This window comes from Streptomyces sp. HUAS TT11 (assembly GCF_051553595.1).
In the GTDB taxonomy this organism is placed as follows: Bacteria; Actinomycetota; Actinomycetes; order Streptomycetales; family Streptomycetaceae; genus Streptomyces.
Genome location: NZ_CP196184.1, coordinates 3,239,834 through 3,264,801 on the forward strand (window position 1 = coordinate 3,239,834; position 24,968 = coordinate 3,264,801).

Annotated in this window: 19 protein-coding genes and 1 pseudogene; 15 read left to right on the forward strand and 5 right to left on the reverse strand. The window is 65.4% G+C overall.

Annotated features, from left to right (window positions below):
- Positions 1-16 precede the first annotated feature (16 nt).
- Both ACSHXN_RS14440 and ACSHXN_RS14445 read left to right on the forward strand, forming a co-directional pair.
- A complete protein-coding gene (locus tag ACSHXN_RS14440) occupies positions 17-484 on the forward strand; it encodes an NUDIX hydrolase (RefSeq protein WP_438303203.1) in 468 nt (155 codons plus the stop codon).
- A gap of 20 nt (positions 485-504) precedes the next feature.
- The gene (locus ACSHXN_RS14445; protein WP_438303204.1) at positions 505-714 is read left to right on the forward strand and encodes an e9imm peptide; all 210 of its coding nucleotides are present in this window, start codon (positions 505-507) and stop codon (positions 712-714) included.
- 190 nt (positions 715-904) lie between these two features.
- Here ACSHXN_RS14445 and ACSHXN_RS14450 read toward each other — a convergent pair whose 3' ends face one another.
- Positions 905-1,627 (reverse strand): NUDIX domain-containing protein, encoded by a 723-nt coding sequence (locus ACSHXN_RS14450; protein ID WP_438303205.1) that lies wholly within the window; start codon positions 1,625-1,627, stop codon positions 905-907.
- A 525-nt stretch (positions 1,628-2,152) separates the two neighbouring features.
- On the opposite strand from ACSHXN_RS14450, the gene ACSHXN_RS14455 reads away from it, so the two are divergent.
- The 11 genes and pseudogenes from ACSHXN_RS14455 to ACSHXN_RS14505 all read left to right on the forward strand — a co-directional run bounded on the left by ACSHXN_RS14455 (position 2,153) and on the right by ACSHXN_RS14505 (position 16,241).
- Positions 2,153-2,890 (forward strand): hypothetical protein, encoded by a 738-nt coding sequence (locus ACSHXN_RS14455; RefSeq protein ID WP_438303206.1) that lies wholly within the window; start codon positions 2,153-2,155, stop codon positions 2,888-2,890.
- Between the two features lie 683 nt (positions 2,891-3,573).
- Positions 3,574-5,052, forward strand: a complete 1,479-nt coding sequence (locus ACSHXN_RS14460) for a PIN-like domain-containing protein (RefSeq protein WP_438303207.1) — start codon at positions 3,574-3,576, stop codon at positions 5,050-5,052.
- Between the two features lie 35 nt (positions 5,053-5,087).
- Positions 5,088-7,616: an ATP-binding protein gene (locus ACSHXN_RS14465; RefSeq protein WP_438303208.1), complete on the forward strand. Its 2,529-nt coding sequence runs from the start codon at positions 5,088-5,090 to the stop codon at positions 7,614-7,616.
- Positions 7,613-9,409: a DEAD/DEAH box helicase family protein gene (locus ACSHXN_RS14470; protein WP_438303209.1), complete on the forward strand. Its 1,797-nt coding sequence runs from the start codon at positions 7,613-7,615 to the stop codon at positions 9,407-9,409. Before ACSHXN_RS14465 ends, ACSHXN_RS14470 begins: the two co-directional genes overlap by 4 nt.
- On the forward strand, positions 9,409-9,996 hold the full coding sequence (locus tag ACSHXN_RS14475) for a hypothetical protein (RefSeq protein WP_438303210.1): 588 nt from the start codon (positions 9,409-9,411) through the stop codon (positions 9,994-9,996). Before ACSHXN_RS14470 ends, ACSHXN_RS14475 begins: the two co-directional genes overlap by 1 nt.
- A gap of 638 nt (positions 9,997-10,634) precedes the next feature.
- Complete coding sequence (locus ACSHXN_RS14480) at positions 10,635-11,312, forward strand: hypothetical protein (protein WP_438303211.1); 678 nt, start codon at positions 10,635-10,637, stop codon at positions 11,310-11,312.
- Positions 11,313-11,472: 160 nt separating this feature from the next.
- Positions 11,473-12,194, forward strand: a pseudogene (locus ACSHXN_RS14485) (LysR substrate-binding domain-containing protein).
- A gap of 43 nt (positions 12,195-12,237) precedes the next feature.
- Positions 12,238-12,816 (forward strand): MaoC family dehydratase, encoded by a 579-nt coding sequence (locus tag ACSHXN_RS14490; RefSeq protein ID WP_355133484.1) that lies wholly within the window; start codon positions 12,238-12,240, stop codon positions 12,814-12,816.
- Complete coding sequence (locus tag ACSHXN_RS14495) at positions 12,813-13,670, forward strand: HpcH/HpaI aldolase/citrate lyase family protein (protein ID WP_438303212.1); 858 nt, start codon at positions 12,813-12,815, stop codon at positions 13,668-13,670. Before ACSHXN_RS14490 ends, ACSHXN_RS14495 begins: the two co-directional genes overlap by 4 nt.
- Entirely contained in the window at positions 13,667-14,959 is a 1,293-nt protein-coding gene (locus tag ACSHXN_RS14500; protein WP_355133480.1) for an acetyl-CoA hydrolase/transferase family protein, read from the forward strand. Before ACSHXN_RS14495 ends, ACSHXN_RS14500 begins: the two co-directional genes overlap by 4 nt.
- A gap of 73 nt (positions 14,960-15,032) precedes the next feature.
- Positions 15,033-16,241 (forward strand): acyl-CoA dehydrogenase family protein, encoded by a 1,209-nt coding sequence (locus ACSHXN_RS14505; RefSeq protein ID WP_355133478.1) that lies wholly within the window; start codon positions 15,033-15,035, stop codon positions 16,239-16,241.
- A gap of 273 nt (positions 16,242-16,514) precedes the next feature.
- On the opposite strand, the gene ACSHXN_RS14510 is transcribed toward ACSHXN_RS14505, so the two are convergent.
- Positions 16,515-19,310, reverse strand: coding sequence for a helix-turn-helix transcriptional regulator (locus ACSHXN_RS14510; protein ID WP_438303213.1), 2,796 nt, complete (start codon positions 19,308-19,310; stop codon positions 16,515-16,517).
- Between the two features lie 255 nt (positions 19,311-19,565).
- Here ACSHXN_RS14510 and ACSHXN_RS14515 point away from each other — a divergent pair, with 255 nt between their 5' ends.
- Positions 19,566-20,765, forward strand: a complete 1,200-nt coding sequence (locus ACSHXN_RS14515; RefSeq protein ID WP_355803212.1) for an epoxide hydrolase family protein — start codon at positions 19,566-19,568, stop codon at positions 20,763-20,765.
- A gap of 369 nt (positions 20,766-21,134) precedes the next feature.
- Here the strand turns inward: ACSHXN_RS14515 and ACSHXN_RS14520 are convergent, their stop codons facing one another.
- Positions 21,135-22,193, reverse strand: a complete 1,059-nt coding sequence (locus ACSHXN_RS14520) for a zinc-dependent alcohol dehydrogenase family protein (RefSeq protein WP_438303214.1) — start codon at positions 22,191-22,193, stop codon at positions 21,135-21,137.
- Positions 22,194-22,426: 233 nt separating this feature from the next.
- On the reverse strand, positions 22,427-22,870 hold the full coding sequence (locus ACSHXN_RS14525; RefSeq protein WP_355133470.1) for a hypothetical protein: 444 nt from the start codon (positions 22,868-22,870) through the stop codon (positions 22,427-22,429).
- A 120-nt stretch (positions 22,871-22,990) separates the two neighbouring features.
- On the opposite strand from ACSHXN_RS14525, the gene ACSHXN_RS14530 reads away from it, so the two are divergent.
- Positions 22,991-23,881 (forward strand): LysR family transcriptional regulator, encoded by an 891-nt coding sequence (locus ACSHXN_RS14530; protein WP_356293813.1) that lies wholly within the window; start codon positions 22,991-22,993, stop codon positions 23,879-23,881.
- 27 nt (positions 23,882-23,908) lie between these two features.
- Here ACSHXN_RS14530 and ACSHXN_RS14535 read toward each other — a convergent pair whose 3' ends face one another.
- Positions 23,909-24,718, reverse strand: coding sequence for a universal stress protein (locus ACSHXN_RS14535; protein WP_355133466.1), 810 nt, complete (start codon positions 24,716-24,718; stop codon positions 23,909-23,911).
- Positions 24,719-24,968 lie beyond the last annotated feature (250 nt).

Consider the following 24,968-nt stretch of genomic DNA (forward strand, 5'->3'; position numbering starts at 1 on the left):
TCCTTCTCTTCCTCCTATGCTCCTGTACATGAGTAACAGTGCCCAGGAAGGCCAGTCAACGCCGCTGCACTCCGTGTCCGTGGCCGGAGTAGTAGTGCGCGAGGACGGGCGCCTCCTGGCGATCCGCCGTGCCGACAACGGCACTTGGGAGCTCCCCGGCGGCGTACTCGAACTCAACGAGACCCCCGAGACCGGCGTCGCCCGCGAGGTCCTGGAAGAGACCGGCATCCACGTCGAAGTCGACGAACTCACCGGGGTCTACAAGAACACGACGCGGGGCATCGTGGCCCTCGTCTTCCGCTGCAAGCCCTCGGGCGGTACCGAGCGCACGTCCACCGAGTCCACCGCGGTCGAATGGCTCACGCCCGACGAGGTCAGCGAGCGCATGGCCGAAGTCTTCGCGATCCGACTCCTGGACGCCTTGGACGGCAACGGCCCACACGTCCGAAGCCACGATGGCAAACAGCTGGCCCCGGCCCAATGACCATCGAACATGGCCAGAAAATGAGCCGCGACCAGGCGATAGCCCTCGTGCAGCGCCTCCTGAACGGTGACACAGCCGACGACGCAGAGGACTCCGACATCCTCGAAGCCCTAGAGCGTGGACTCGGCTGTCCGCACATCTCGGACTACATCTTCTGGGACTACGACCCCGCGTTCTCTGCCGAGAAAGTCGTCGACCGCGCCATGGCATACAAGCCCATCGCGCTTTAACGGATCTCTGCCACTCCAGGCCTATCGGTACCTACCCTGCCGCCCACAGCGGTCGAGTCAGCTCGCGGCACCACGGTCAGCGCCGTCCTGATGGCCCCTCCGGCGGGCAACGAGCAACGCTCACAAGGCAGCAAGTGGAGCAGCAACGTCAGGCATCAACCGAGACAAGACAGCGGCATGCCATCCCTGCCTAGTCCCACCACATGCTTGACGAATCCCTCCCAGCACATGCACGACAGTCGGCCTTGGTTCCTCGGTCGTCCTGGTTACAGTCGGTGACATCTGAGTGGCTGCGGGCACACTCAGGCTCAGGCAGAGAACGAACCAACGCTGCCAAGTCGCCATGCACGAGGGGAAGGCCGCCCAGCTCGCTGATCCCGACCCATGCGATGTCGTCATGCTCGTCAGGTGCACGGTTGGTGGGAGAGCCAACCCAGTCTCCAATTTGCCAGACACCCACGTGAACGGCGTCATCACCACTGCCGGCATGCAAGGCGCCCAACCGTGAAGAGGACTCCGCCACAATGTGAACACCGAGCTCCTCGCGCATCTCACGTGCGAGGGCTTGTAGTTCCGACTCACCTGCTTCGACATGCCCCCCGGGCAGATCCCAGAGATCTGGGTATGCCCGACGGGTCGGGCTGCGGTGTACTAGCAGGACCGCGCCGTTTTCAATGAGTGCGCCTGTGACGACGACATGCATGACGGGATTAGAGCACAGGGATAGGACAAGCTCGCTCCAGCCAAAGGGGACGTCCGGATCTGCCGCGATGCGATCGCTACGGGGCGTGGCAGCCCATCGCCAGCGGTTCGGCCATGCCGCGATGCGCGCCCGTGTCGCGGACCGTGAAGGCTTCCGCGGCGCCCTTTGAGGATCATGTCGGGCATCAGCTGGGATCGAACTGTCAAGCATCTACCGGGATCGGACAGCGGCATGCCATCCCAGCGGGATAGAACTTTCCCTACTCCATCAAGCCCCGGCTGCGCTCCGCTCCGCCGGGCGCGCTCCCGGCTCCGCTGCGCGCTGCGCTCCTGCCTTCGGCCCGCTCCGCCCGCGCTGCGCCGACGCGCGCCCACGAGGCTGGCCGGGCCATGAGTCGATCACCGTAGAGAGCGGCCACCGGTCACAGCCAGCCTCCGGCGGGGGCGCTCAGGCTCCGAGATGGCGGGGGACCGTACGCGACCACCGGCCCGTAAATGGCGTGCGTGGGGTGCTCTCATCCCGTCTGCCGTCGACCCAGGCAGAGCCGAGCAGGCGCGGCCCAGGGCGTCAAGGTCGTTCGTACAGTAGCGCGCTCCACCTTGACGCCCTGAACCACGCCCGCTCCACGGTGTGTGGGTCGACGGCAGACGGGATGGGAGCTGGGGAAGGTCTGGGGTTGCTGCGGGAGGGGAAAGTACGGTGTTGTTCAGGCCCCCGAACGAGCAGGAGCCGCCCGTGATCCCGGTTATCGACCTTGACGTCGATCCTTCGCTTCCAACGGATTTGATACTTGGACTGCCAGTCGAGGGCGCGTTTGATGAAGAAGGGTATGGCTTCTTCCGGGACGTTTGGGCCGTGGGTCATGTGAGTCACGAGGAAGCTGTCGCCATGCTCAAAGAGGAAGGGCACCTCCTGAGCCTCGCGGACCAGGCAAGCACGAACCATGCCGAGTTCGAGGCCGTTGCCAAGGCTCTTGAGACGAGGGAAGCGGAGTACTTGCCGTCTGGCTTCGCTGCACAGCATCCGGACAGCGAGATCATGGAGGTAGTTGCCGCGGGTGATGAGGACGGAACGAGCCTCGGAGCGCTCGAACTTGGCGTCGCTGGTCTGACTTACGCTCTCACGTCAATTGGGTGCTTCACTGCTGCGAGCTGCCGAAGTCACTGTTCTGACTCTTCATGGTCGGATCGACCAGTCATCTTCTTCGCGGCTGAGCGCTCCACCGTTCAGTGGCTGGCACCGTTGGTACAGCAGACAGGGTGTGGCTTCGACGACGGCAGTGAGCGAGGTGAGTGCCTCCTAGTGGTGGAAGCACCATCGATCGCGAACTTCATGGACTTGGCTGACAGAATCGTGAGGCAGGTAGATCAGCAAACCCCGTCAATCCTCCGGTCGGTGTCTGACATCAATGGCGGTTCCGTCGATGTAACCCGATCAGGTCACCGCATGGGCGAGATTTGGCCAAGCTCGTAGAGGGCTATGACGGCCGTGGACGCCCCCTCCGTGCTTGCAGGGAGCCGGGGCATGTAGGTCTTACTGTGGTCGCGATAGAAGCCCGGGGCGAGGAGCTTCGAGGACGAGTGGCCCGCTACTACTCGGTCCTCGCTGCACGCCATCCCGCGCGCATACCTCCTCAGGAACCTGATCTGGTGGCCTTCATCCGCGCGGTACCGGACGACTGGGTAGAGGAATGAGGGGAGCCATCGGTGCCGAGCCCCCACGCGCTCACGTGAGGGCCGAGGAGTCTGGCGCCGGGCCGGTAGGGGCAAACTCTCAGAGAGCAGCAGAGAGCTTCATGTGCCCCCTAAGTGCCCAGCCCAAGGGCGCGAGACGGAGGACAGCGGGAAGTCACGGCGCCCGGACCAGATAGCTACAGGTCAACACCTTGCCAGGTCCAGCAGCGTCGACACACGCGATCTTCCAAACTAATGCGGCAGGACTGCGAGACAACGTACGGCGACTGACTCCGACAAGCACCAACAGCACGGGTCGGCGCCGGACTTCAATGGACGATCGACCAAGGCGCAGGACGCCTGGTAGGCATTGACAGACCTCGCGATGGATCTACACGACCTGCTGTCCTCTTACCGTTTGACCCGAACCCCTCGTGCACGCCAGCATGTACTGCAGTTCTTGCCGGGGGATGGGGATACCGCGTGGGGGATGAAGAATCGCCGTTCGTCCGTCGCTATGGAGCGTGGCTCGCGGGACCGTACGCGCTCGACGACGCGGGACGAAAAGATTACTTTACGTCTGCGATAGTAGTGCTCGACACAAATGTCCTTTTTAATCTGTACGAGTTCACTGCACTCGCGCGCGCTCAAGTCGCTACAGCTCTGGAGAAGGTCGCACCGCGCCTGTGGATGCCCCATCAAGTTGGCCTTGAGTTTGTTAGCGGTAGGCATCGCGTCATCAACGCCCGCATAAAAGCACTAACAGAAGCCTCGGCGACCGTCAACAAGAAGTTCGGCGAGGCTAGGAGCGCTATCGCTGCAGCAAAACGCCACGTTCAGAACATGCTTACGAGGTACGGCAACGACCCCGACGCCCTCACCGAACTAGATGAGCTGCTGGGCGACGCCGCTGTCTCGGCAGCTCAGCAGGAGTGGGCCGACGCACTCCTCACCCGGATCAGTGCGCTCAAAAATGACCAAGACATCATGCCGAGCAGCGTCGATGGCGCCGACCCCGTGATCGATCTCGTCGCACACCTGTATGGGGACCGCATTGGCGCCCAGCCCAGCGACGAGGTCGCACGGATACGAACGGAACACGCGCTCACACACCGGTTCCCAAACCACATCCCGCCAGGGTTCGCGGACTCCAACAAGCCCACTCCCATGGCTTCGGCCGGCGACTACCTCCTGTGGGAAGAAATCCTCGACCATGTGCGGACACTGCCAGATCCGCGGCGGGTCCTCCTCGTTTCTGCCGACACGAAGGATGACTGGTATCAGCCGCCCGAACACGGTCGCCGCGAGCGTCCCTGGCCACTGCTCGTCAACGAGATGCAGAGGAGCGCAGGAGCGAGTCTGCGGATTGAGACGCCTCAAGACTTCTTCGAAGGGATCAGTCGATTCCTCGACGTAGAGATTGCAGTCGCTACGACCGAGGAGATTGCCCGGGCAGCAGTACAGCCGGTCCCTGAGCTTGAAGAACCCGCCGCGGACGAGAGAAACCTCATCCATGAGGCCAACGCCAGTGCGGTGGAACCGCCGCCAAGGCTTCTGAGCGCCGCCTGTTACGGAGCCCGCCTGTCGACCCAAGCGATTCGCAGCACTCGGAGCAAGCCTCCCCACTGGCCCTTCTGGTGGTGGCTGATCGACGCTACCGCTGAACTAGGCCTCCGGGAAGCTGAGACTGAGGAACCTCTGATCGATCTGGCTGCAGCCCACCTGGGAGAGCTACCACCTGCTCCGTACTGGGAGCCTGGGAGCCTACTCCAACAGGGCGAGTGGCCCTATCGGACGAGTTCGTGGATCGCGCCATGGATGTTCCACGTCATCTCCCGGACCCCCGAAGCCGACAGGGTCACTCTGCTCCGTATAGCAGCACGGCAGCTCGATGCAACCTCTGCTCCTCAGAAGCCGGACGGCTATATAGAGCGCCACTCTGATGAGCGCAAGGATAAGTAGTCTTTGGGTCAACTAACCAGAACGGAGCAGGCACGTTGACCAACTCGCACAAACTGCTTGATATCTCGCCGACTACGCAGGTGCTCGTCGCTCTCACTAGGACGCCAATCACCCCGCTTGACGCCATAAGTGAGTTGATCGACAACGCGATTGACTCGTTTCGCGCTGCCGAATCAGATGGGCGACCCATCGCTGTTCGCCAGATCATCCTCGAGATTCCCGGACCAGCCGAGATCAACCGCGGCGAGGGCCAGATCCGTATCAGAGACACTGGTCCGGGCCTCACCGAGGAGCACATCGCCAACGCCATGCGGGCCGGCTACTCAGATAAGAACCACTTTGACACTCTGGGTCTCTTCGGCATGGGCTTCAACATCGCCACCGGCAAACTCGGCCGAACAACCAAGGTCATTTCGGCGCGGGCGGAGAACGACTACGCCATCGAAGTGATACTGGACCTGCCGAAGTTGCTTAGTACGGGCACATTTGAGGTCGAGGCTCGACAGATCCCAAAGCCCCCTGAGCTGCAGCACGGTACTGTCATTGAAATCCGAGGCTGGTGGCCTTCCGGAGATGCGAACAGCGGTTTCATCCTTGACCTAGCGAAGATCCCAAAGAAGGCTCTGCGCGAGCGCATCGGCCGCCGCTACGCAACCCTGCTGCGCTCCGACTCGCCGCGCCAACTCGCAATCACCGTCAATAAGGATCGGTGTGAATCATTTGAGCACTGCGTTTGGTCCGAAGAACGGTTCGTCGAGCACCGTGATCACGGACGCATCCCTGCAAAGATCACCTTCGACCAAGTCGTAGACCGTTCGCGCCGCTGCCTTCACGATGGGGCAGAGTTCGGTGATGCATCAAAGTGTCCCCGCTGCGAGCGCAGCGAAAGCAGGGAGATCGTCCAGCGAATCCGTGGCTGGGTGGGCATTCAGCGCTTCGACAGTAAAGACTCCTTCGGCATCGACCTGATCCGCAATGGTAGGTGCATCCGCACCGGCGAGCGGGCTGCTTTCTTCTACCACACCGACGAACTCTCCGGAAGATCCGAGTTGGAATATCCGGTGGACGCACAATACGGGCGGATTGTTGGCGAGGTGCATCTCGACCAGGTTCCCGTAGATTTCCAGAAGCAAAACTTCCAGCAGGCAACCACCGAGTGGGAAACTGCGATGCAATTCCTGCGCGGTGGTTCGCTCTTGCCATCTAAGTGGAAAGACGAAGAGATCAATCTTACGCCCGTCTCTCGGCTATTCCAGGGCTACCGGCGAGTCCGCAACATCGGGCGCGGCGACATGTACATGGGAACGTTCAATCGGACTAAGGGGAAAGCGGATCGCATCTCCCGCGAAGTCGAGCAGGAATACTACCGCGAGTTCCTGCGCAAAACCCCGGGCTACTACGATGACGCTAAATGGTGGGAACTGGTGGAGACCGCCAACCAGCCGCCGCTGGAGCAACTCCCCGAGTGCCGCACGTGTGGCTTCCAGAATCCCAATGGGGCCGAGTCGTGTACTGGGTGCGGTGAGATCCTCGACGGCAAGCAGTGCGTCGCTGATGGGTGTGGTGCTGTTCTAGCGAAATCAGCAACAACCTGTCCTACCTGCGGCAAGTCGCAACTCCCGAAGATCACAATGCCCTGGTCATGCCGGTTCTGCGACCAGGCTAACGGCGCCGATGACGCAGCTTGTACGACCTGCGGCAGCGTCAAGGGAGCACCGCACCCGGCGAGTCCAGAGTCGCTTGCGGCTGCGGCAGAGGATCGACCAGAACTCTCTGCAGAGAGTCTGTCGATTCGCCTCGCAGACGGCACCTTCAGCGCTCCACTGAAGGTCGTTGTGCGTGCCGTCCATCGCAAGATCATTCCATCCCCGGGGGCCGATCCGGTACCGCTAGTGGTGGATAACACGATTACGCGAATCACCGTATTCGTCGATCTGGACCATACGGCATTCACTGGGCTGGGTTTGCGCTCAGAATTCCTCATCGCGGCCGAGGTTGCACAGTTCCTTCACGCTCTGCACAGTAACCTTCGGGGAAGGCCTGGCCATACCATCGCCACCATAACAGCGTTGGTACTCCGAGAAGGCTGGGGAGATAGCGTCGCCGAGGATGCAGACGCGGTTCGCGGCGACATCAAGCGGCTCTTCGCGGACATTACCGAGAAGGTACTCCATGTGCCAGGTGCTGCTGATTTCTATTCTGAACTCGATGAATCTCAGCAGCGGGCGATGGCAGAATCACTGATCGAATCGGGAGTAGACCTTACGGAGCTAAACGCCTTGCGCGAGACAGGCGGCTACCTAGCGTACTGCGATCGGGAGACGCTTGCAGGCTTCTTCGCCCGCCACCCGCAGGGCTGGTTCGATAAACGAGTGTGGGGCCAGCCTTGGCCGCGGGAAGAATTCGGCGAAGTCGTCGCTGCCAAATTGCGGGAAAATCTCCGCCTCACCTATCTTCGATGTATGGAAGACGCCGCCTCCTACCTGCGCTACGAGCAGCCCGAAGCACTCATTGTCACCCGTGCTCGAGCAGCCGTCGAATTCCTCAGCGACAAGCTCGCATGAGCCGCCAGCGCATTGTCACCGACCTGAACCTCTCTGGAACCGGATGGCAGGCATTCGAGCGCACTGTTCAACGCCTGCTCATCGCCCGGGGCTACCAGGGTGTCCAGCTCGCAGGCGCCTCTGGGGATGGGGGCGCGGACGTAACCGGCACGCTCAACGGCAAGCGCTGGCTGTTCCAGGCCAAACGGTGGCGTCGTGCCGTAGGGCCATCGGTCATAGCAGAAACGGTAGCCGCATGTCGCCGTTACGACGCCCAGATTCCCGTAGTCGTCAGCCTTTCCGGGTTCGACCAGGCTGCCCGGACTCAGCAGCGTGACCTTCAAGCCCGTGGCATACCGCTGCAGTTGTGGGACCGGGCAGCCCTTGAGCGGCAAGCTTCCCTCCTGCCGGCGCAACCGCTGTCCCAGCGCGACCTAGATCGCTTTGCGCTCCGCTCATACCAGGTCCAAGCAGTGGACCAGATGATGGGCGAACTCCTTAACGGTGCCCGCAGCAGCTTGGTGGTACTCGCCACCGGCCTGGGGAAAACCTTCGTCGCAGCCGAGTTTTATCGCCGCTTCACCGCTACCCGCCCGCGGGCTAAAACCCTCGTCCTCGCACACCGCAATGAGCTGGTCTACCAGTTGGAGCGGTCCTTCTGGCCGATGCTCCCCCCTGAAATTGCGACTGGTGTATGGAATGGCAACGAGCGTCCTGACCACGAAGCTTTGGCTGACCTTGATGTGGTCTTCGCTTGCGTTGACTCCGTCGCCTCTGCTGTCAACTCTGGCCGGGAGTTGCCGCATTTTAGTCTTGTGATCGTCGACGAATGTCACCACCTCGGCACCGGCAACTATGCCGCGGTGTTGGGCGAGCTTTCTGCGGCTGACGGCGGTGCGTTCCTAGTCGGGATGACTGCTACTCCGTGGCGGCCTGATGGTCAAGGCCTACATAGGTGGTTCGACTACCCTGTAGTTGACCTCGACATGGTGCGTGGTCTTCGCGAGGGATACCTTGCGAATGTCGACTACCGGATGTTCACCGACAATATCGACTGGGACGCCCTAGCCCACGGACTTGCAGCAGCCACTCCCGGCAGTACGACAGATCGCAGCCTCACCCCCCGCGGTATCAACCGCACCCTATTTATCGAAGAGTGGGACGATGCCGTCGTCGAGCGCCTGGCGGAGGTGTGGCGGGAACAGGCGCGCCCTCGCGGGATCGTATTTTGTGGCACCGTCGATCACGCCGAACGGATGAGCGCGCGCATCAATGCTCTCGGTTTTACGCGCGCAGGAGCCATAGCCTCCAAGACATCCAACGGAAAGGCCGTCGACGCTGCAACTCGAGCACGAACCCTCTGGGATTTCGCAGACGGTCGGACTGGTGTGCTATGCGCCGTCGATATCCTAAACGAGGGTGTTGACGTACCGGATGTCAATATCGTTGTCTTTCAGCGCGTTACTCACAGTCGGCGCATCTTTGTGCAGCAGCTGGGCCGTGGCCTGCGCCTGGCGCCAGGAAAAGACCGCGTCATCGTGTTGGACTTCGTCTCTGATATCCGCCGTTTCGCTGCCGGACTCGAACTACAGGACTCGCTTACCTCACGCTCAAACAAGCAGCACGAACCACGCGTGCAGATGGGCAACAAGGTCACGTTCATGCGCGCCAATGCCGAAGACAAGCAAGGGGCCACATTCCTCCGGGAATGGCTAGGGGATCTGAGAGAAGTTCAGGACGCTGACGAGGATGTCCAAATCCTCCGCTATCCACCTACACCCGACATCCGCCGCACCATCAAGGGAGACTCCTAATGCCAGCCACGATAGATTCGCATTCTGACTGGCATCGCCTGCGCCCCGCCACAACTCATGCCGTACATGTACTTCTTGAGCAGCTTGAGAATTCCGAGGCTACCGAACAGGGCATACTTGACGCCTACCTCTACGCTAAGAGACTCCTCGCCGAGTCCACTCAGGCGCTGCTTCGCGCCGGCCTGCCGGAAAGATACGAGCCTTTTCATGAAATGAGATCTAATCTGGAAGAGGAGCTCAGGCGTCGCTACGGGGACCGCATCGACTCAAGGTACCTGACGGTGCCATATGGGTCACGAGTCCACGAACAGTTGTTCACTGTCTTGGTCCAACACCTTGGGGAACCGGTCACGGCAGACTATTTGCGCGTCGTCACTGCTGACTCGGTACACGCGGAACGACGTACCCGCGAACTCCGCGAGCTCGGCTTGCGAGTGGAAAGCAAGAAGGTCAATTCCGGAGACGTGTACATCCTGGCCAGTCTGGAGTTGGATTTCAACCTCATTCCAGCCGTCATCAAAAATAACATCCGCGCTAAGGGCCCCGGGCCAGGAACTGCGGAGCTCCTCGCCGAACTTGGCTACTGACCTCTGAAATCCGGATCGGCTCCCTCAGAGCTGAGAGGCGCACACGAGGGAACCAGCATCGTGCGAGCCTGGCCTCGTTGCCCCGCTCCAAGCAACTGCGGTCGACCGTGGACTATCCGAGGACGCGGGAAGGTGGTGGCCGTCTCTGAATAGCTCTGACCAGGTCAGATGCTGAGGAATCAAGCGGCCTCCGGAACCGTGTGCGCAGGTTCGAATCCCGCCCGGGGCACCCGTTGTGAGGTATCCAAAGACCCGTCACCAGCGGAAACGCCGAAGCCGGGGTCTTCGTCTTTGCGCGGCAGTCCCTGGACGGGGTCTTGGAGCCTGCCTTCCTGCACGTGAGCACCGGGCCCCTTGCCCAGGGAGCGGTCCCGCTCTCGGGCAGGGTTGACCAGTCGCACCGGCAGAGACAGTCCTCACCCTGCGCGCCCGCCCCTCGAGCTGGTTCTGCCGGGATACGGAAGCGCAAACCCTTCCGCGAACCCCTCACAGGCTGCCGTGCAACCTTGGTCTCTGGCTGATGGACGTTGGGGTCGAGGGGGCGGGCGATGACGACAGCAAGAGCGAGGGCTCATAGCGCGGGCAGACCGCCGAGCAAGGAAGATGCCGGCCTTCGACCGCCGGGGCGGGCGCGGTTCATGGGCGTGCTGCTGATTCTGTCGTCCCTGATACCGGCGGTGCTCAGCTACCTCGTGTTCGCTACGTGGTTGCCCTCTGACAGGGAGCGGTACCGGGACTACCAGGCAGCCGAGCCATGTCCTGCTCATGCAACGGCTCAGGCAGCGAGAGGCTGCCTGAGCACCTGGCATTTCACCGTCGTGACGACGGTCGACAAGTCCGGGAAGCCTTCCAAGTACGAAGCGACCCTGAAGGGTGCGGACTCCTGGCGTGGAGTCGTTCGGTTCGGTAACCCTGGACCGCTCCTCGAGCGGCTGAAGCCGGGTGACCGGGTCACGGCCACCGTCTGGCACCGCGACATCGTGGTGCTCAGCAAGGACGGGGTACGGCAGAACAGTTCCGAGGCGCCCCGTGACGAGCTTCAGATGAACGCCGCCGTCGGCATGCTCGCCGCGCTCGTCGCAGTTGAGGCATTTGTGTTCGGCTCGGTCCGCCTTGTCAGACCCCGCGACTATGAGCCCTTCACCTGGAATCCGTACGGCGCGCAACTGCTCATCATCTCTGCCGTTGCCTGCTTCGGGGTGGGGCTGCCGGCCGTGTGGATCGGTATCCCGTGGTGGACCGTACCTCTCCTCGTGCTGTGCGCGGCGGGGCTGATGCATCACCGCCTACGGCGCCGAGCCGCAGGCGGCGCGTGACGGCCCTGGCGAATGCCAAGTGTGCTCGTGTGAGGGGCGGGTGAGCCGGACAAGATCAAGCGGCCCGTACACCTCCCCCGCAGGTCAAAGCGGCAGCTCCCGGGCGGCCTCTCCAGCGGATGCCCCTCTCCTGACCCACGCGTGACGTCGCGCACCGGAACTGACGGCGGCGAGCGAGCGCAGCACCGCCCTCAACGATCCCGCGCTCGGGCTCGCTCGCCCGGCGTTTCTTCACTCGGCCGCGACCTGGCTGGTTCCGCAAGTACTCAAGGGCTATCGGGCAGAGGCTCCAGCGGTACGGTTCGAATTGCGTCAGGCGGCAGGCCACGAGACTCTTGAGGTGTTACAAGACCAACACGCTGACGTCGCGGCAACCGGTCCTCGCCCTGTCCGGCCGAATTCTCGTGGCACATTCTTGCGCGTGAGCAGCTCTGCCTGGCCGTCCCGCGGACCCGTGCGCCGGCCAGTCGCCGGAGCCTGGCGTGGGGAGAGGCGAAAGCCGAGCCCTTTGTCGCTGTGCAGCCCGGGTTCGGGTTGTGCCGGCTGATGGATGAACCGTGCCGCGCGGCGGATGGGCAACCTTGGATTGTGTTCGAGAGCACAGAGATCGTCTCGGTGGAAAGTCTGGCGGCCACCGACTTCGGCGTTGCGATCGTGCCGTCACCACTCCCGAACCGTGCTGACCCCGAGGTCGCCCGCATCCCGCTTCGGGACGGTCGTGCACACCGCGTCATCGGCTCGACCTGGCTGAAGGCCGGCCCGCTGCGCCGATGTCCGCGAGGTTCGCCGAGTTCGTCATCTCCGGCCGATGGGACCGACGCCGCCCGCAGCCTTATGTGTCGGATGCATGAGCCGAGCGCAAAACGCTCATCGGACGCATGAAGCCGGGCGTTCCACGATGGCTACCAGGAACGAGGAGATAGCCATGGGACTCCCCGACACGACCGAACCGGCGCCCGACGACGAGGCGACGGTCAGCTGGACGGGCCGCTATTTCGAGGACTTCAAAGTGGGTGACGTCTACCGCCATCCGTTGGGGCGAACGGTTCTCTCCACCGACAACAGCTGGCTGACCATGTTGACGCAGAACACCGCGCCACTCCACTTCGACCATCACTATGCGGCGCAGACGCCGTTCGGCAAGCCGCTCGTCGACTCGACCTTCACCTTGGCGCTCGTCACGGGCCAGAGCGTCGTGGACGTGTCCCAGCACGTGATGGCCAACTTGGGTTGGGACAGGGTGCGGATGCCCAATCCGCTCTTCGAGGGCGAAACGGTGTATTCCCAGTCGAAGGTCCTGGCGATCCGGGATTCAGCGTCTCACCCCGAGATAGGCATTGTGACCGTGCGCACGGTCGGTTATACGGAGAGCGGCAAGATCGTCATCACCTTCGAGCGCACTCTGATGGTGTACCGACGTGGTCATGGCCCGAGATTTGTTGCCGCCGAGCCCGTTTGGGACGACCGTTCGCGGCGCGCTGCCGGACTGGAGGAGGGGGCATGAGCGCTCTTCCGCACAGCACCACATCCGCTCATGAACGGGGAGTGCTCTCCCGGTCGTGGTTGTTCGTGCCGGGAGACCGGCCGGAGCGGTTCGCGAACGCCCTGAACAGCGATGCTGATGCCGTCATCGTCGACCTGGAGGACGCGGTCGCTCCCCAGCACAAGACAGCGGCACGCGACAACGTCGTCGAACTTGCAGCCTCCTCCGCGATATTCGTGCGGGTGAACGGCGCCGACGCCCCTTGGTACAAGGACGATCTGGCAGCCCTGCGAGACTGCCGCCCACCTCTGGGCGTGATCCTGCCGAAGACCGGCTCGGCCGATGACGTGGCCGCTGCAGCCGCGCTCCTCGGCCCGCAGATCCCGATCGTCGCCCTGGTGGAGACCGCGTCGGGAGTGCAGAACGCCGGCGAGATCGCTGCTGCGGAGTGCTCCATCCGGCTGGCTTTCGGCAACCTCGACTTCGGCCTCGACATCGATGCGGAAACAGACGACACCACTCTCCTGTACGCCCGCTCCGCGCTTGTGATCGCCTCGCGCGCCGCGGGGCTGCCCGGCCCGATCGACGGTGTCACCACCGAATTGGACGATCCGGCGGCGGCCGGTCGTGACGCAGGGCGGGCCCGCCGACTCGGCTTCGCGGGCAAAATGTGCATCCACCCCCGCCAGACCACCCCCGTGAATGAGGCCTTCGGTTACTCCCCGGAGACAGTGGCCTGGGCCCGGCGCGCCGTGGAGGCCGCCGGGAAAGCTGACGGGGCCGCTGTGCGCGTGGACGGCGAGATGGTCGACAAGCCCCGTCTTCAACTCGCCGAGAGGGTCTTGGCATTCTCGGCCGAGGGGGACAAGCCATGACCGGGGACGCATGGGCAAGCGTGGAGCGGCCCGGAACCGCTGACGACGTCCTCAGCTTGGTCGACGACGGAGCGGACCTGATCGTCCCCATCCACCACGGCGAGCCCCACACGGTCATCGACGCACTGGAACGGCACGCCGAACAGTTCAAGGACGTGCGGATTCACCAGATGGATCCGTCGGTGGAACGTCCCTACATCGTGGGCAAGTTTCCTGGCCGTCTGACGCATGTCAGCTACTTCCTGGGCCCGGGCGACAGGCACGCCTACTGGAACGGCCTGTGCGAGCTCGTGCCGGCGCACTTCAGCGAGGTGCCGAGGCTGCTGAGGAAGCACACCCGGCACAGCTTGGTGTTGGCCGCGTCCAGCCTCCCTGACAAACACGGGTACTTCAGCCTGGGCACGAATGCCGACTACGTTTCGTCGTTCATCGGCGAGGTGCCGTTCTTCCTCGAGGCGAGCCCGCGCATGCCGCGCACGTTCGGGCAGAACCAGGTCCACATCAGCCAGGTCGCAGGCTGGTGCCGTGCCGACTACGCGCTCGAGGAGACGGTACCGGCGGTACCCGACGAGCGCGACCGGCGCATCGCGGAACTCGTCGCTGAACGCATACGTGACGGGTCGTGCCTGCAGGTCGGCGTCGGCCGGATCCCCAATGCCCTGCTGGCTGCGCTGGCAGATCACCGTCATCTCGGCGTCCATACCGAAGCGATGTCGGACGGGGTGATGAACCTGGTGGAACAGGGCGTCATCACCGGCACGCGCAAGAAGCAGCATCGCAACAAGCACGTCGCCAGCTTCTGCATCGGGACGCGCCGCTTCTTCGACTGGCTCGACAGCAACGCCTCGGTGTCCATGATGCCCGTGGACTGGGTCAACGACCCGCGTGTCGTGGGCAACGAAGCCAACATGGTTGCGATCAATGCCACGAGCGAGGTCGACCTCATGGGTCAGGCCGCGAGCGAGACCATCGCGGGTCGCTACTGGTCCGGCTCGGGGGGCCAGGCGGACTTCTCGCGTGGAGCGCTGTACTCCTCAGGGGGGCAGGCATTCCTGGTCACCCATGCCGCCACCAGCGACGGCACCAGTCGCATCAACGTCGAACTCGGCGACGCGAGCCCGGTCACCACCTTGAAGAACACCGTCGACCATGTCGTCACCGAGTACGGCGTGGCCGAGCTGAGCGGACGCAGCATCTCCCAGCGGGCCTCCGCCCTGATCGCGATCGCACACCCGGATCACCGCGACAGGCTCGCCTTCCAGGCACGTCGCGCCAGGATTCTGCACTGATCCGGGGAGGTCGCCCACCGGTGAACAGGGGCTGCTCCCAAACCGTGCACAGAGAATACGTCCAGGAGCATCGATGAGTGAGACCTCGATTCCCGTGAAAGACATCGCCGTCAAGGACAACGAAAGGGCGCACGAGGAACTGCGCACGCAAGTCCGCAAGCTGTGCCAGACCTTCGACGACGAGTACTGGCGTCGTTACGACCGGGAGCGCGCCTACCCCGAGGAATTCGTCCAGGCCCTCACGGAAGCCGGCTACCTGTCGGCACTCATCCCCACTGAGTACGGCGGGTTGGGGCTAGGGATCACCGAAGCAAGCATCATCATGCAGGAGATCAATCGATCCGGCGGGCACTCAGCGGCCTGCCACGCGCAGATGTACACCATGGGGGCTCTGCTGCGGCACGGCAGCCTTGCGCAGAAGCACCGTTACCTCCCGGAGATCGCGAGCGGTCGACTGCGGCTGCAGGCGTTCTCCATCACCGAGCCGGAGGCCGGATCCAACACCCCGCAGATCCGGACTGCCGCGGTACGTGACGGGGACGAGTACGTTGTCACGGGCCACAAGAACTGGACCAGCCGCATCGCGCAGTCCGACCTTCTGATGCTTCTGGCGCGCACCGAGCCGCTGCCGGATGATCCTGCGGAACGGACCAAGGGCATCAGCCTGTTCCTCGTCGACCTGCGCCGCATCCGCGCCGAACAGCCCGAGACACTGGTTGTCGAGCCGGTCCGGACGATGTTCAACTACGCAACGAACCAGGTCTGGTACAAGGAGATGCGTATCCCCGCCGACAGCCTCATCGGCGAGGAGGGCAAGGGGTTCCGCTACGTCATCGACGGTTGGAACGCCGAGCGGATCCTGCTGGCCTCGGAAGCCATCGGTGACGGCTACTGGTTCCTCGACCGGGCGATCGCCTACGCCAAGGAGCGCAATATCTTCGGCCACCCGACGGGAGCCGACCAAGGAGTGCAGTTTCCTCTTGCCCGCGCGTACACGCAGGTCGCGGCGGCTGACCAGATGCGTACGCGTGCCGCTGCTCTCTTCGACGCCGGTGAGAAATGCGGGGCCGAGTCCAATATGGCGAAGTTCCTTGCAAGCGAGGCGAGTTGGCAGGCCGCCAATGTCTGCCTCGACACCCATGGCGGCTACGGCTTCGTCGACACCTGGGACGTCGAGCGCAAGTTCCGCGAGACGCGCGTCTATCAGGTGGCGCCCGTCAACAACAACATGATCCTGGCGTTCCTGGGCCAGCACGTGCTGGGACTCCCGCGTTCCTACTGAGCACAAGCCCCGCTCGGTACTGTTCCAGTACCCGAGGGTACCCAAAGGCCCCGTCACCAGCGGAAACATTGAGGCCGACGTGCATGCATGCGTACGTCGCCCCGAGCGACCGTATGTCCAGATCCGCAGCCGGGCCTCGACGCGGCCTTGACGCATCGTCGCAGGTGAGCCTCTGCAAAGCGTCGGCTCCCGGACGGCCGGTCCACGACATCGGACAGCAACTGGACGACCGTGGAGGGCCCGCCCCCGACAGCGCAGGCTCTCACGACGTCGTCAGGTCCCCGACGTCCCCGTCTTCGGAGAAGACAGCGCCGAGCGAAGGTGTCTGCGGGAGGTCACGCCGAGCTTGGCGAAGACGTTGCCGAGGTGCCATTCCACCGTGCGTGGGCTGATGAACAGCTGGGCCGCGATCTCGGAGTTGGTGTGGTCTCCGGCCAGCCCGGCGATCTGGGCTTCCTGACCGGTGAGTTCGGTGTCGGCGCCTGCCGTTCGCTTGCGTACCGTCTCTCCCGTGGCCAGCAGCTCCCTGCGGGCGCGCTCGGCGAAGCCATCCGCTCCGAACCGGCTGAACGCCTCGTAGGCGGGGCGTAGTTGGGCACGGCTTTCCTGACGGCGGTTCCGGCGGCGCAGCCACTCGCCGTACAGCAGGCGCGCGCGGGCCAGTTGGACGGCGATGCGGCAGTGGCCGAGACGCTCGATCGCCTCCCGGTAGTGCGCATCGGCGGCCTGGTCGTCGCTCAGCAACGCGCGTGAGCAGGCCGCCGTGCCCAGGGCCCATTCGGTGCCGGTCGCGCGCGTACGCTCGGTGAGGTCGTCCAGTGCCGCCTCACCGACCTCCGGCTGCCCGCTGCGGGCGGCCGCCTCGATGAGTTCGGCGAGCGACCAGCCGAAGAAGCCCAGGTCCTCGTACTGGCATGCGCGCGTCGCGGCTGCCAGCGCGGCGTCGTAGCGGCCGAGTCCGTTGTGGAGCAGCGCGGTCGCGTACTCGGCCAGGCTGAGGACGCGTCCCTCACCCCTGGCACGCACTTCTTCGATGGTGGCCTCTATGAGGTCCAGTGCCGGGGACTCCTGTCCTCGCCAGGCGGCGAGAACCAGGGACGTGTACATCATCGGTACGCCGCCCACCGCCTCCGAGATCGCCGTGGCCTCGTCGATCAGGGCGTCCGCGGTGTCGAATTCGCCGGCGTGGACGTGGGAGCACGCCTGGTAGGTCAGCGCCATCGGAAGGACGGTGAGCGCCCCCGCCTCGCGGGCGAGGCCGACAGCGCCCAGCGCCATCTCGTGCCACGCGTCGTCGTCCCACAGCTCCGGTGCGAGAGGCTCGGGTGCCACGCGGAACGCCAGCCACAGCCAGTGCCTCTCCGCCTCCGTCGCACCGGCCTTCTGCTCCTGCCGGACGACGTGCATCGCATGCCTGAGGGCGGCGACTCCGGCGACGTGGCCGTCGAGGATCCGACCGACGACGCCGTCCAGAAGAACGTCCACCGTCCGCGGCGGCGTCTTCGGCGGCGGGCCGGCGCGAGCAGCCTCGGCCACCTCCCGCAGCCCGGGTCCGTCGCCCAGACGGCCGGCGAAGCTCGCCGCGCCGAGCGTTTCCAGGAGGGTGTCACGGGCAAGGGCCGCGTCGAGAGGTGCCAGCCGGTGTGCGGCATCAAGCAGGAGCCGAGGCGCTGTGCCGCCCCGCACCTGGGAGAAGACCAGCCGGGCCCGCAGTCGCTCGAGTCGGGCGCGCTGGAGGTCGTCGAGGGGGCCGGCCCCCGCGATGGCCAGCAGGGAGTGGGCCTGGTCGGCCCCGCCGGCCTCGATGTGGGCCTGAGCGGCAGCCAGTGCACGGCTGACTCTCCGTGCGGCGTCGGGGGTCAGTTCCGTCGCCTGCTGCAGGAACGAGGCCGCTGCGGCGATTCCTCCCCTGCCCTGGGCCCGGCCCGCCGAGCACTCCAGGTCGACGGCGATGCCCTCGTCGGGCCGGTCGGTGGCGTGAGCGCGGTGCCACGCTCTGCGATCGGGGTCGAGGTGGGGATCGGTGGCCTCCGCCAGCGCCCGGTGCGCCGCCCGGCGGCCCGGCGCGGACGCCCCCCGGTAGACGGCCGAGCGCACCAGGGGGTGGTGAAATCGCACCCTGGTACCGAACTCGACCAGTCCCGCCGCCTCGGCCGACGCTGCGGCATCGACCGGTATCCCCTGCAGGGCGGCTGCGCGCCGCAACAGATCCGCGTCTCCGGTCGGCTCGGCCGCGGCGGTCAGCAGAAGACGCAGGCTGTCCGCCGGAAGGGTTCGGAACCGCTGGTGGAAGGCGCTTTCGATGCGGCTAGCCAAGGGACGCCTGCCGGGCAGCCAGAACCCGCCCGCCAGCTCGGCGGGCGTCAGCGCGTGTGGCAGGTGCAGCAGGGCCATCGGGTTGCCGTGCGTCTCGGCGACGATCCGGTCCCGTACCAGCGGGTCGAGTGGCACGCGGACCGCCGAGGCCAGCAGGGCGCGCGCCTCGTGCTCGCTCAAGCCTTCGACGATCAGCTCCGGCAGGCCGGCCAGCTCATGACAGTCATCGGAATCCCTCAAGGCGAAGATCAAGGCGACCGATTCGGCCACCAGCCGCCTGGCCACGAATGCCAGCGCCTGCACGGACTCCTCGTCCAGCCACTGCGCATCATCGACGAGGCAGGCCAGCGGCCCGTCCTCGGCCGCGCCGGCCAGCAGACCGAGCACAGCCAGACCCACCAGGAACCGATTCGGCGCCTCACCCTTCCGTAGTCCGAACGCGACGGACAGTGCATCACGCTGTGGATCGGGCAACTGGTGGAGCCTGCCCAGCAGGGGTGCGCACAGTTGATGCAGGCCCGCGAAGGGAAGCTCCATCTCCCACTCGATGCCCGCGATGCCAAGGGTGCGGAACCCGACGGCCCGGCCGGCCGTGTGGTCCAGCAACGCGGTCTTGCCGATCCCGGCTTCGCCACGCAGGACCAGGACCGCACTGGTGCCCGCCCGCGCTGTGGCCAGTAGCCGCTCCAGCGCCGCCAGCTCGTGGTCCCGGCCGCGGAGCGCGAGCCGGGATTCCATGGACTGTGCACCCATAGGTCGATCTTCCTGGAGCACGGTTCTGATGCGCTTCGACGCCCTGTTTTGACCGTATTCCCTTTTGGGCGCTTTCAGTAGTTGTACGGGGGTCGGCCCGCCCCGGGGTTCGGCAGTGGTACGGGGGTCGGCCCGCCCCGGGGTTCGGCCACGGGGACACCCCGGGGGTTTCCCTGGGGCGACGCACGCGGACCTGGACGACTGTGGACGGGCCGGCGACAGAGGGTCGCCGACATCGCAAGGAGTACCCCCCACATGTCTGACACTTCCGCATCGACGGCTGTCCGCCCGTTCACGTTCGAGTTCCCCGAGGCGCAGCTCCAGGACCTGCGTGCGCGCATCGAGGCGACGCGCTTCCCCGAGAAGGAGACCGTCGACGATCAGTCCCAGGGCACCCAGCTCGCCACCGTCAGGGAGCTGGCCCGCTACTGGGCGACCGAGTACGACTGGCGCAAGGTCGAGGCGCGGCTGAACTCCTACCCGCAGTTCATCACCGAGATCGACGGCCTGGACATCCATTTCATCCACGTCCGCTCGAAGCACGAGAACGCGCTGCCGGTGATCGTCACGCACGGCTGGCCGGGTTCGATCATCGAGCAGCTGAAGATCATCGAGCCGCTCACGAACCCGACGGCCCACGGTGGTGACGCCTCGGACGCCTTCCATGTGGTGATCCCGTCGATGCCCGGCTACGGCTTCTCCGGCAAGCCGACCGCGTCCGGCTGGGGCCCCGAGCGCATCGCCCGCGCCTGGGGCGAGCTGATGAAGCGCCTCGGATACACCGAGTACGTCGCGCAGGGCGGCGACTGGGGCGCGGTCGTCACCGACCTCATGGGCGTGCAGGAGCCCGAGGGCCTGGTCGGCATCCACACCAACATGCCCAAGGTGATTCCGCCCGCCATCGAGCAGGCCGTCATCGCCGGCAACCCGCTGCCGTCCGACGTCGTCCTCGCCGACGACGAGCAAAAGCGCGCCGTCGAGCAGCTGGACTTCGTCTACCGGCACGTCTACTACGCCTACATGATGGCGTCGCGTCCGCAGTCCCTCACGGCGCTCGCGGACTCCCCCGTCGGCCTGGCCGCCTTCCTGCTCGACCACGACAAGGCCAGCCTGGAGCTGATCACCCGGTCCTTCAACGGAGTGAGCGAGGGCCTGACGCGGGACGACGTCCTGGACAACATCACGCTCTTCTGGCTGACGAACACGGCGATCTCCGCGGCCCGCCTCTACGCGGAGAACACGACTCCGTTCTTCGGTTCGAAGGGCGTCAAGCTCCCGGTAGCCGTGAGTGTCTTCCCCGACGAGCTCTACCAGGCCCCCAGGAGCTGGTCGGAGCAGGCGTACCCGAACCTCGTCCACTACAACAGGCTGCCCAAGGGCGGGCACTTCGCCGCCTGGGAGCAGCCGGAGCTCCTCGTCGGGGAACTCCGCGCGGGCTTCCGGTCGCTTCGATAGTCGACCGTGTCCCGGCCGCCTGCACAGCTGAAGGCCGGAGGGGCGGCCGAGGGTACTCGACCCCGAGTCACTCGGCCGCCCCGCTCAAGGCCCCGTCACCGGCGTTTTCGCCAGTGACGGGGCCTTGAAGCCCGTGCAGCGCCATGCCCCCCGGAAGCGGCCCTGTGCCGAGGTCCGTGACGAGCCGTTGACGGGATCCTGGTCCATCGCCGCGGGTCGCCGACCTCTTCGCACGGTCGGTCCCGGGCCACCACAGAGACAGGGTTCCCGCTCGTCCCCCGGCCGGCCGATCTCATGCGGCCGCCGACTGCTCGGATCACTGGAACGACGAACCGGTCCGAGCGGCCGCGGCCGCCGGCAGACCCCTTGCTACCCACCGTCGTTGTCGCGGCCGTCTTCGAAGACGAAGAGAGGCTTGGCGCCACGTGCGGGTGTTTCGGCGAGCGCGATGGCCTCGGTGAAGCGTTCGAGCGGGAACGGCCGGCCCTGGGGGATGCTCAGCACGCCGTCAGCGACGAGACTGCGGACCTCGGACAGCGCGCGCAGCGCATCCCCGGATGAGGCAGTGCCGAACCAGCGGTTCAGCCAGAAGCCGCGGACCGCCTTGGTCTCGTAGATGACCGAGCGTGCCTGCAGCGGGATCGTCAGCGCCGCCGGGTCGGTCTGCCGATGGGTGGAGAGCGCGCCGTAGACCACGACCTCCCCTCCTGGAGCCAATGCCTGGGACACCTGGGCACCCACATGTCCCGCGACACAGTCGACGGCCTTGCGCACGCCGGCCCGTCCTGCGATCTCAGCCACGCGCCGCACCAGGTCCTCGTCCTCGGTGCAAATGACCTCGTCACCACCGAGCTCTTTGATCTCCTCGACGGCATCGCGTCGCCGCACGACATTGATCGTGCGAATACCCAGATGCCCGGACAGCTGGATGACGAGCCGGCCGACGGTGGAGCCCGCGGCCGTCTGCACCAACCATTCGCCCGGCTCTACGTCGAGTTCGCGCGTCACGAGGAGCAGCGCGGTCAACGGGTTCACGGCGAGTTGGCAGGCGCTGGAGTCGCTCAGATGGTCGGGGACCGGCAGAAGCCTTCGTGTATCGGCTGCAAGGTATTCCTGCCAAGTGCCGGCAACAGGGGGCCCGGGTACCGCCGGGACCGCAACGGCCACCACACGCTCGCCGATCTTCAGCCCCTCCGTATCCGGGCCCAGGGCCTCGATACGACCCACGCACTCCATGTGACCACCCACGGTGGGGAACTCGGGGGCGAAGCCGTAGCGGCCACGCAGCACATGCAGATCGCTGGCATGAATCGGAGTCGCCTTCACCCGGATCAGCGCCTGACCGGCTTCCGGCGTGGGAACGGGCCGGGACTCCAGCCGCAGGACATCGATCGGCTCGCCGACCTTTCCGGCTACGAGCGCGCGCATGGATCGAGGCATGAGAGACCTTTCATCTCCCGGCGCCCGACAAATTCGACGGGCGTTCCGGACAAGAACGATGGTGGGGCCGGATCCACGTCGGCGCTCAGGCTCCGGACCCTTCCTTCTCGATGGAACCGGGCCGTGTATTGAGGGTCATCGACATCGGGCACCCGCCAGCCCTTTACCGACTCACTCGATACGTGAAGCGGTGGGTCAGTGCGGCTCATGGGCAGGACCCGTCAGTCGCGGTCGGCATCCGACGGATCGGCGCAGTACTTCGCGTACTCGGTCCCGGCGAAGTGCTCGCCCAGCTTCCTGGAGAAGTACTGAAGCATCGGCAGCGGACGGTGGTTCATCACAAGGTGCTGCGTCTTGCCCTCTTCGTTCTTGTAGACGACAGCGATATTGGCGATCGGCCTGCCGTCCACAGTCGCCGCGTAGTCCTCGACGAAGCCGTTCTCTCCGTACTTGCCGATGTAGATGAAGTCCTGGAATTCATACAGAGTGCGCGCGTAGGAAAGTATCGCGCGAACGTCCTCGGCCCCGTGAACGGTCCCGTTGAAGACCCCGGCCTCCAGCGTCACATCGTCGGCGAGATTGTCCAGCCAAGGGGGGTAATAGTCCTTGCGCTGCCGTACCGGGTCACCGCTGCCCAGATATGTCGGTGGCGTTCTGTAGGTCATTTTCGGCCTCCTGTATCGGTTGAACTTCCAACAGAATCACTGGACGGAACGGGCACTGTCCAACAGAAGTCATAGACCGCCGCCATCTCGCTGAGAGATACCTCGAGGGATACTCGGAGAGTGGAACTGCGCCAGCTCGAGTACTTCGTGGCCGTCGCGGAGGAAGCGAACTTCACCCGTGCCGCCGCACGGGTGCACGTCGTCCAGTCCGCGGTCTCCACCACGATCAAGAACCTCGAACGAGAACTCGGCACGCCGCTGCTGGAACGCACCCCCAAACGCGTACTGCTCACCGATGCCGGTGCCGCCCTGCTCCCGCGCGCCCACGCCGCACTCGACGCCGCCCGCGACGCCGCAGACGCGGTGGCCGAGGTCCGCGGCGGACTGCGCGGCACACTGCGGCTGGGCGCGATCACCACGATCGGGCTCATCGACCTTCCCGTGTTCCTGGGTGAATTCCACCGGCGTCATCCCGGTGTGTTCCTGCAGACCAGCGCCGCCCCCTCCGGTTCCCGGGGCCTGATCGAAGCCCTCCTCGAACGGCGGCTCGACCTCGCCTTCGTCTCGGGGCCCGGACCGTGCCCGGCCGGCATCACACTGACCGACCTCGCCGCCTCGGTGCTCGACCTCGTCGTGCCCGCCGACCATCCGCTCGCGAAACGCCGCACCGTGTCGATCACCGAACTGGCCGGCCTGGACTTCGTCGACTTCCCCCTGGGCTACAGCAACCGGACCGTTGCCGACCGGGCCTTCGACGCCGCCTCCGTCCCCCATCGCGTCGCCATCGAGATCACCGATCTCACCTCCGGGGTGGCCTGCGTCCGCAACGGACTGGGTGTGGCACTGCTGCCACGGGTCGCCCTCGGCGAAGGGCAGGGCGTCGCCACGCTGGCCGTCGACGACGCCGACCTGGACTGGCAGTTCTCCCTGGCCTCCCCGTCCGACCGCATGCCCGGTGCCGCGGCCCGCACCGTGATCGCGATGGCCCACGAGATGCTCCGGCGAGGGTGAGCGTTCCCTCGAAGATCGCGGCCCTCGTCACGCACCACGGCGGACGACGGCGACCGGGCAGTGTGCGTGGTGCAACAGCGCCTGGCTCACCGAGCCCAGGAGCAGCCCGGCGAAGCCGCCGTGCCCTCTGGCGCCGACGGCCATCAGCTGGGCGCCGCTGCTCGCCTTGATCAGGACCTCGCGGGTTTCGCCGCTCAGCACCTCCTGTGCGACCGTGACGTCCGGATATCTCTCCCGGCGACCGACGACTGCCTGGGCCAGCAACCGCTCCGCGCTCTCGACGCCCATACCGGCCGGCGCGTAATCAGGCAGCCACGCATGCACGGCCCTGATCTCGGCCCCCCGCAACGCCGCCTCGGCGAAGGCGAATTCGACCGCGTTCTCACCTTCGGGGGAGCCGTCGACGGCCAGCACGATCGGCCCGGCGTCATCGGGTTCCTCGCTGACCACGATCACCGGACACCGGCTGTGAGTGGCCAGGGAGACCGCCGTCGAACCCAGCAGCATGCCGACGAAGCCCCCGATGCCCCGCCGGCCGACGACCATGAGGTCCGCGTCTCGCGACTCCGCCGTCAGCACCGCTACCGCACCGCCGGTCATCACGGCATCGGTGACCTCCACCTCCGGCGCGACACTCCGGGCAAGCTCCGCGGAGTCGTGTGCCAGGCGATTGAGCGGCGACGGGTCCAGCGGTGTGTACATGGGCCCGACAGGCCAGCTGAAGCCGTGCACCACACGAAGCGTCGCACGACGCCGCTGTGCTTCCCGTGCGGCCTGCACCACCGCCGCGTCACTCGACGACGAGCCATCCACTCCGACGACGACCAGGCTGCCCACGGCTCCTCCACAGTCACATCAGCGTTCGCTTCCCCCTTGACCACCTCGGTCTCCAAAGCTTTACCGCCGCCGGACGTCGCCGCCAGCCGACCGGGCAACCGGCGGCGGTCGCACCTCTCCGGCCCGGGGCACATCGGCATCGGCGGCTGCGTAGGGTGTCGGGACGGATTCCTTTTGTGCCTTTTGTGGCCAGAGGCGACCGGCTGGTTGCCCAGCCCTCGAGCTATCGGTCGTTCTCGCAGGTCATGAG

What these genes read in the sequence shown, in the direction of transcription:
- ACSHXN_RS14440 (WP_438303203.1), top strand. Translation starts at nt 17, where the DNA reads ATGCTCCTGTACATGAGTAACAGTGCCCAGGAAGGCCAGTCAACGCCG.
- ACSHXN_RS14445 (WP_438303204.1), top strand. Translation starts at nt 505, where the DNA reads ATGAGCCGCGACCAGGCGATAGCCCTCGTGCAGCGCCTCCTGAACGGT.
- ACSHXN_RS14450 (WP_438303205.1), bottom strand. Translation starts at nt 1,627, where the DNA reads ATGCTTGACAGTTCGATCCCAGCTGATGCCCGACATGATCCTCAAAGG.
- ACSHXN_RS14470 (WP_438303209.1), top strand. Translation starts at nt 7,613, where the DNA reads ATGAGCCGCCAGCGCATTGTCACCGACCTGAACCTCTCTGGAACCGGA.
- ACSHXN_RS14475 (WP_438303210.1), top strand. Translation starts at nt 9,409, where the DNA reads ATGCCAGCCACGATAGATTCGCATTCTGACTGGCATCGCCTGCGCCCC.
- ACSHXN_RS14480 (WP_438303211.1), top strand. Translation starts at nt 10,635, where the DNA reads ATGGGCGTGCTGCTGATTCTGTCGTCCCTGATACCGGCGGTGCTCAGC.
- ACSHXN_RS14490 (WP_355133484.1), top strand. Translation starts at nt 12,238, where the DNA reads ATGGGACTCCCCGACACGACCGAACCGGCGCCCGACGACGAGGCGACG.
- ACSHXN_RS14495 (WP_438303212.1), top strand. Translation starts at nt 12,813, where the DNA reads ATGAGCGCTCTTCCGCACAGCACCACATCCGCTCATGAACGGGGAGTG.
- ACSHXN_RS14500 (WP_355133480.1), top strand. Translation starts at nt 13,667, where the DNA reads ATGACCGGGGACGCATGGGCAAGCGTGGAGCGGCCCGGAACCGCTGAC.
- ACSHXN_RS14505 (WP_355133478.1), top strand. Translation starts at nt 15,033, where the DNA reads ATGAGTGAGACCTCGATTCCCGTGAAAGACATCGCCGTCAAGGACAAC.
- ACSHXN_RS14510 (WP_438303213.1), bottom strand. Translation starts at nt 19,310, where the DNA reads ATGGGTGCACAGTCCATGGAATCCCGGCTCGCGCTCCGCGGCCGGGAC.
- ACSHXN_RS14515 (WP_355803212.1), top strand. Translation starts at nt 19,566, where the DNA reads ATGTCTGACACTTCCGCATCGACGGCTGTCCGCCCGTTCACGTTCGAG.
- ACSHXN_RS14520 (WP_438303214.1), bottom strand. Translation starts at nt 22,193, where the DNA reads ATGCGCGCGCTCGTAGCCGGAAAGGTCGGCGAGCCGATCGATGTCCTG.
- ACSHXN_RS14525 (WP_355133470.1), bottom strand. Translation starts at nt 22,870, where the DNA reads ATGACCTACAGAACGCCACCGACATATCTGGGCAGCGGTGACCCGGTA.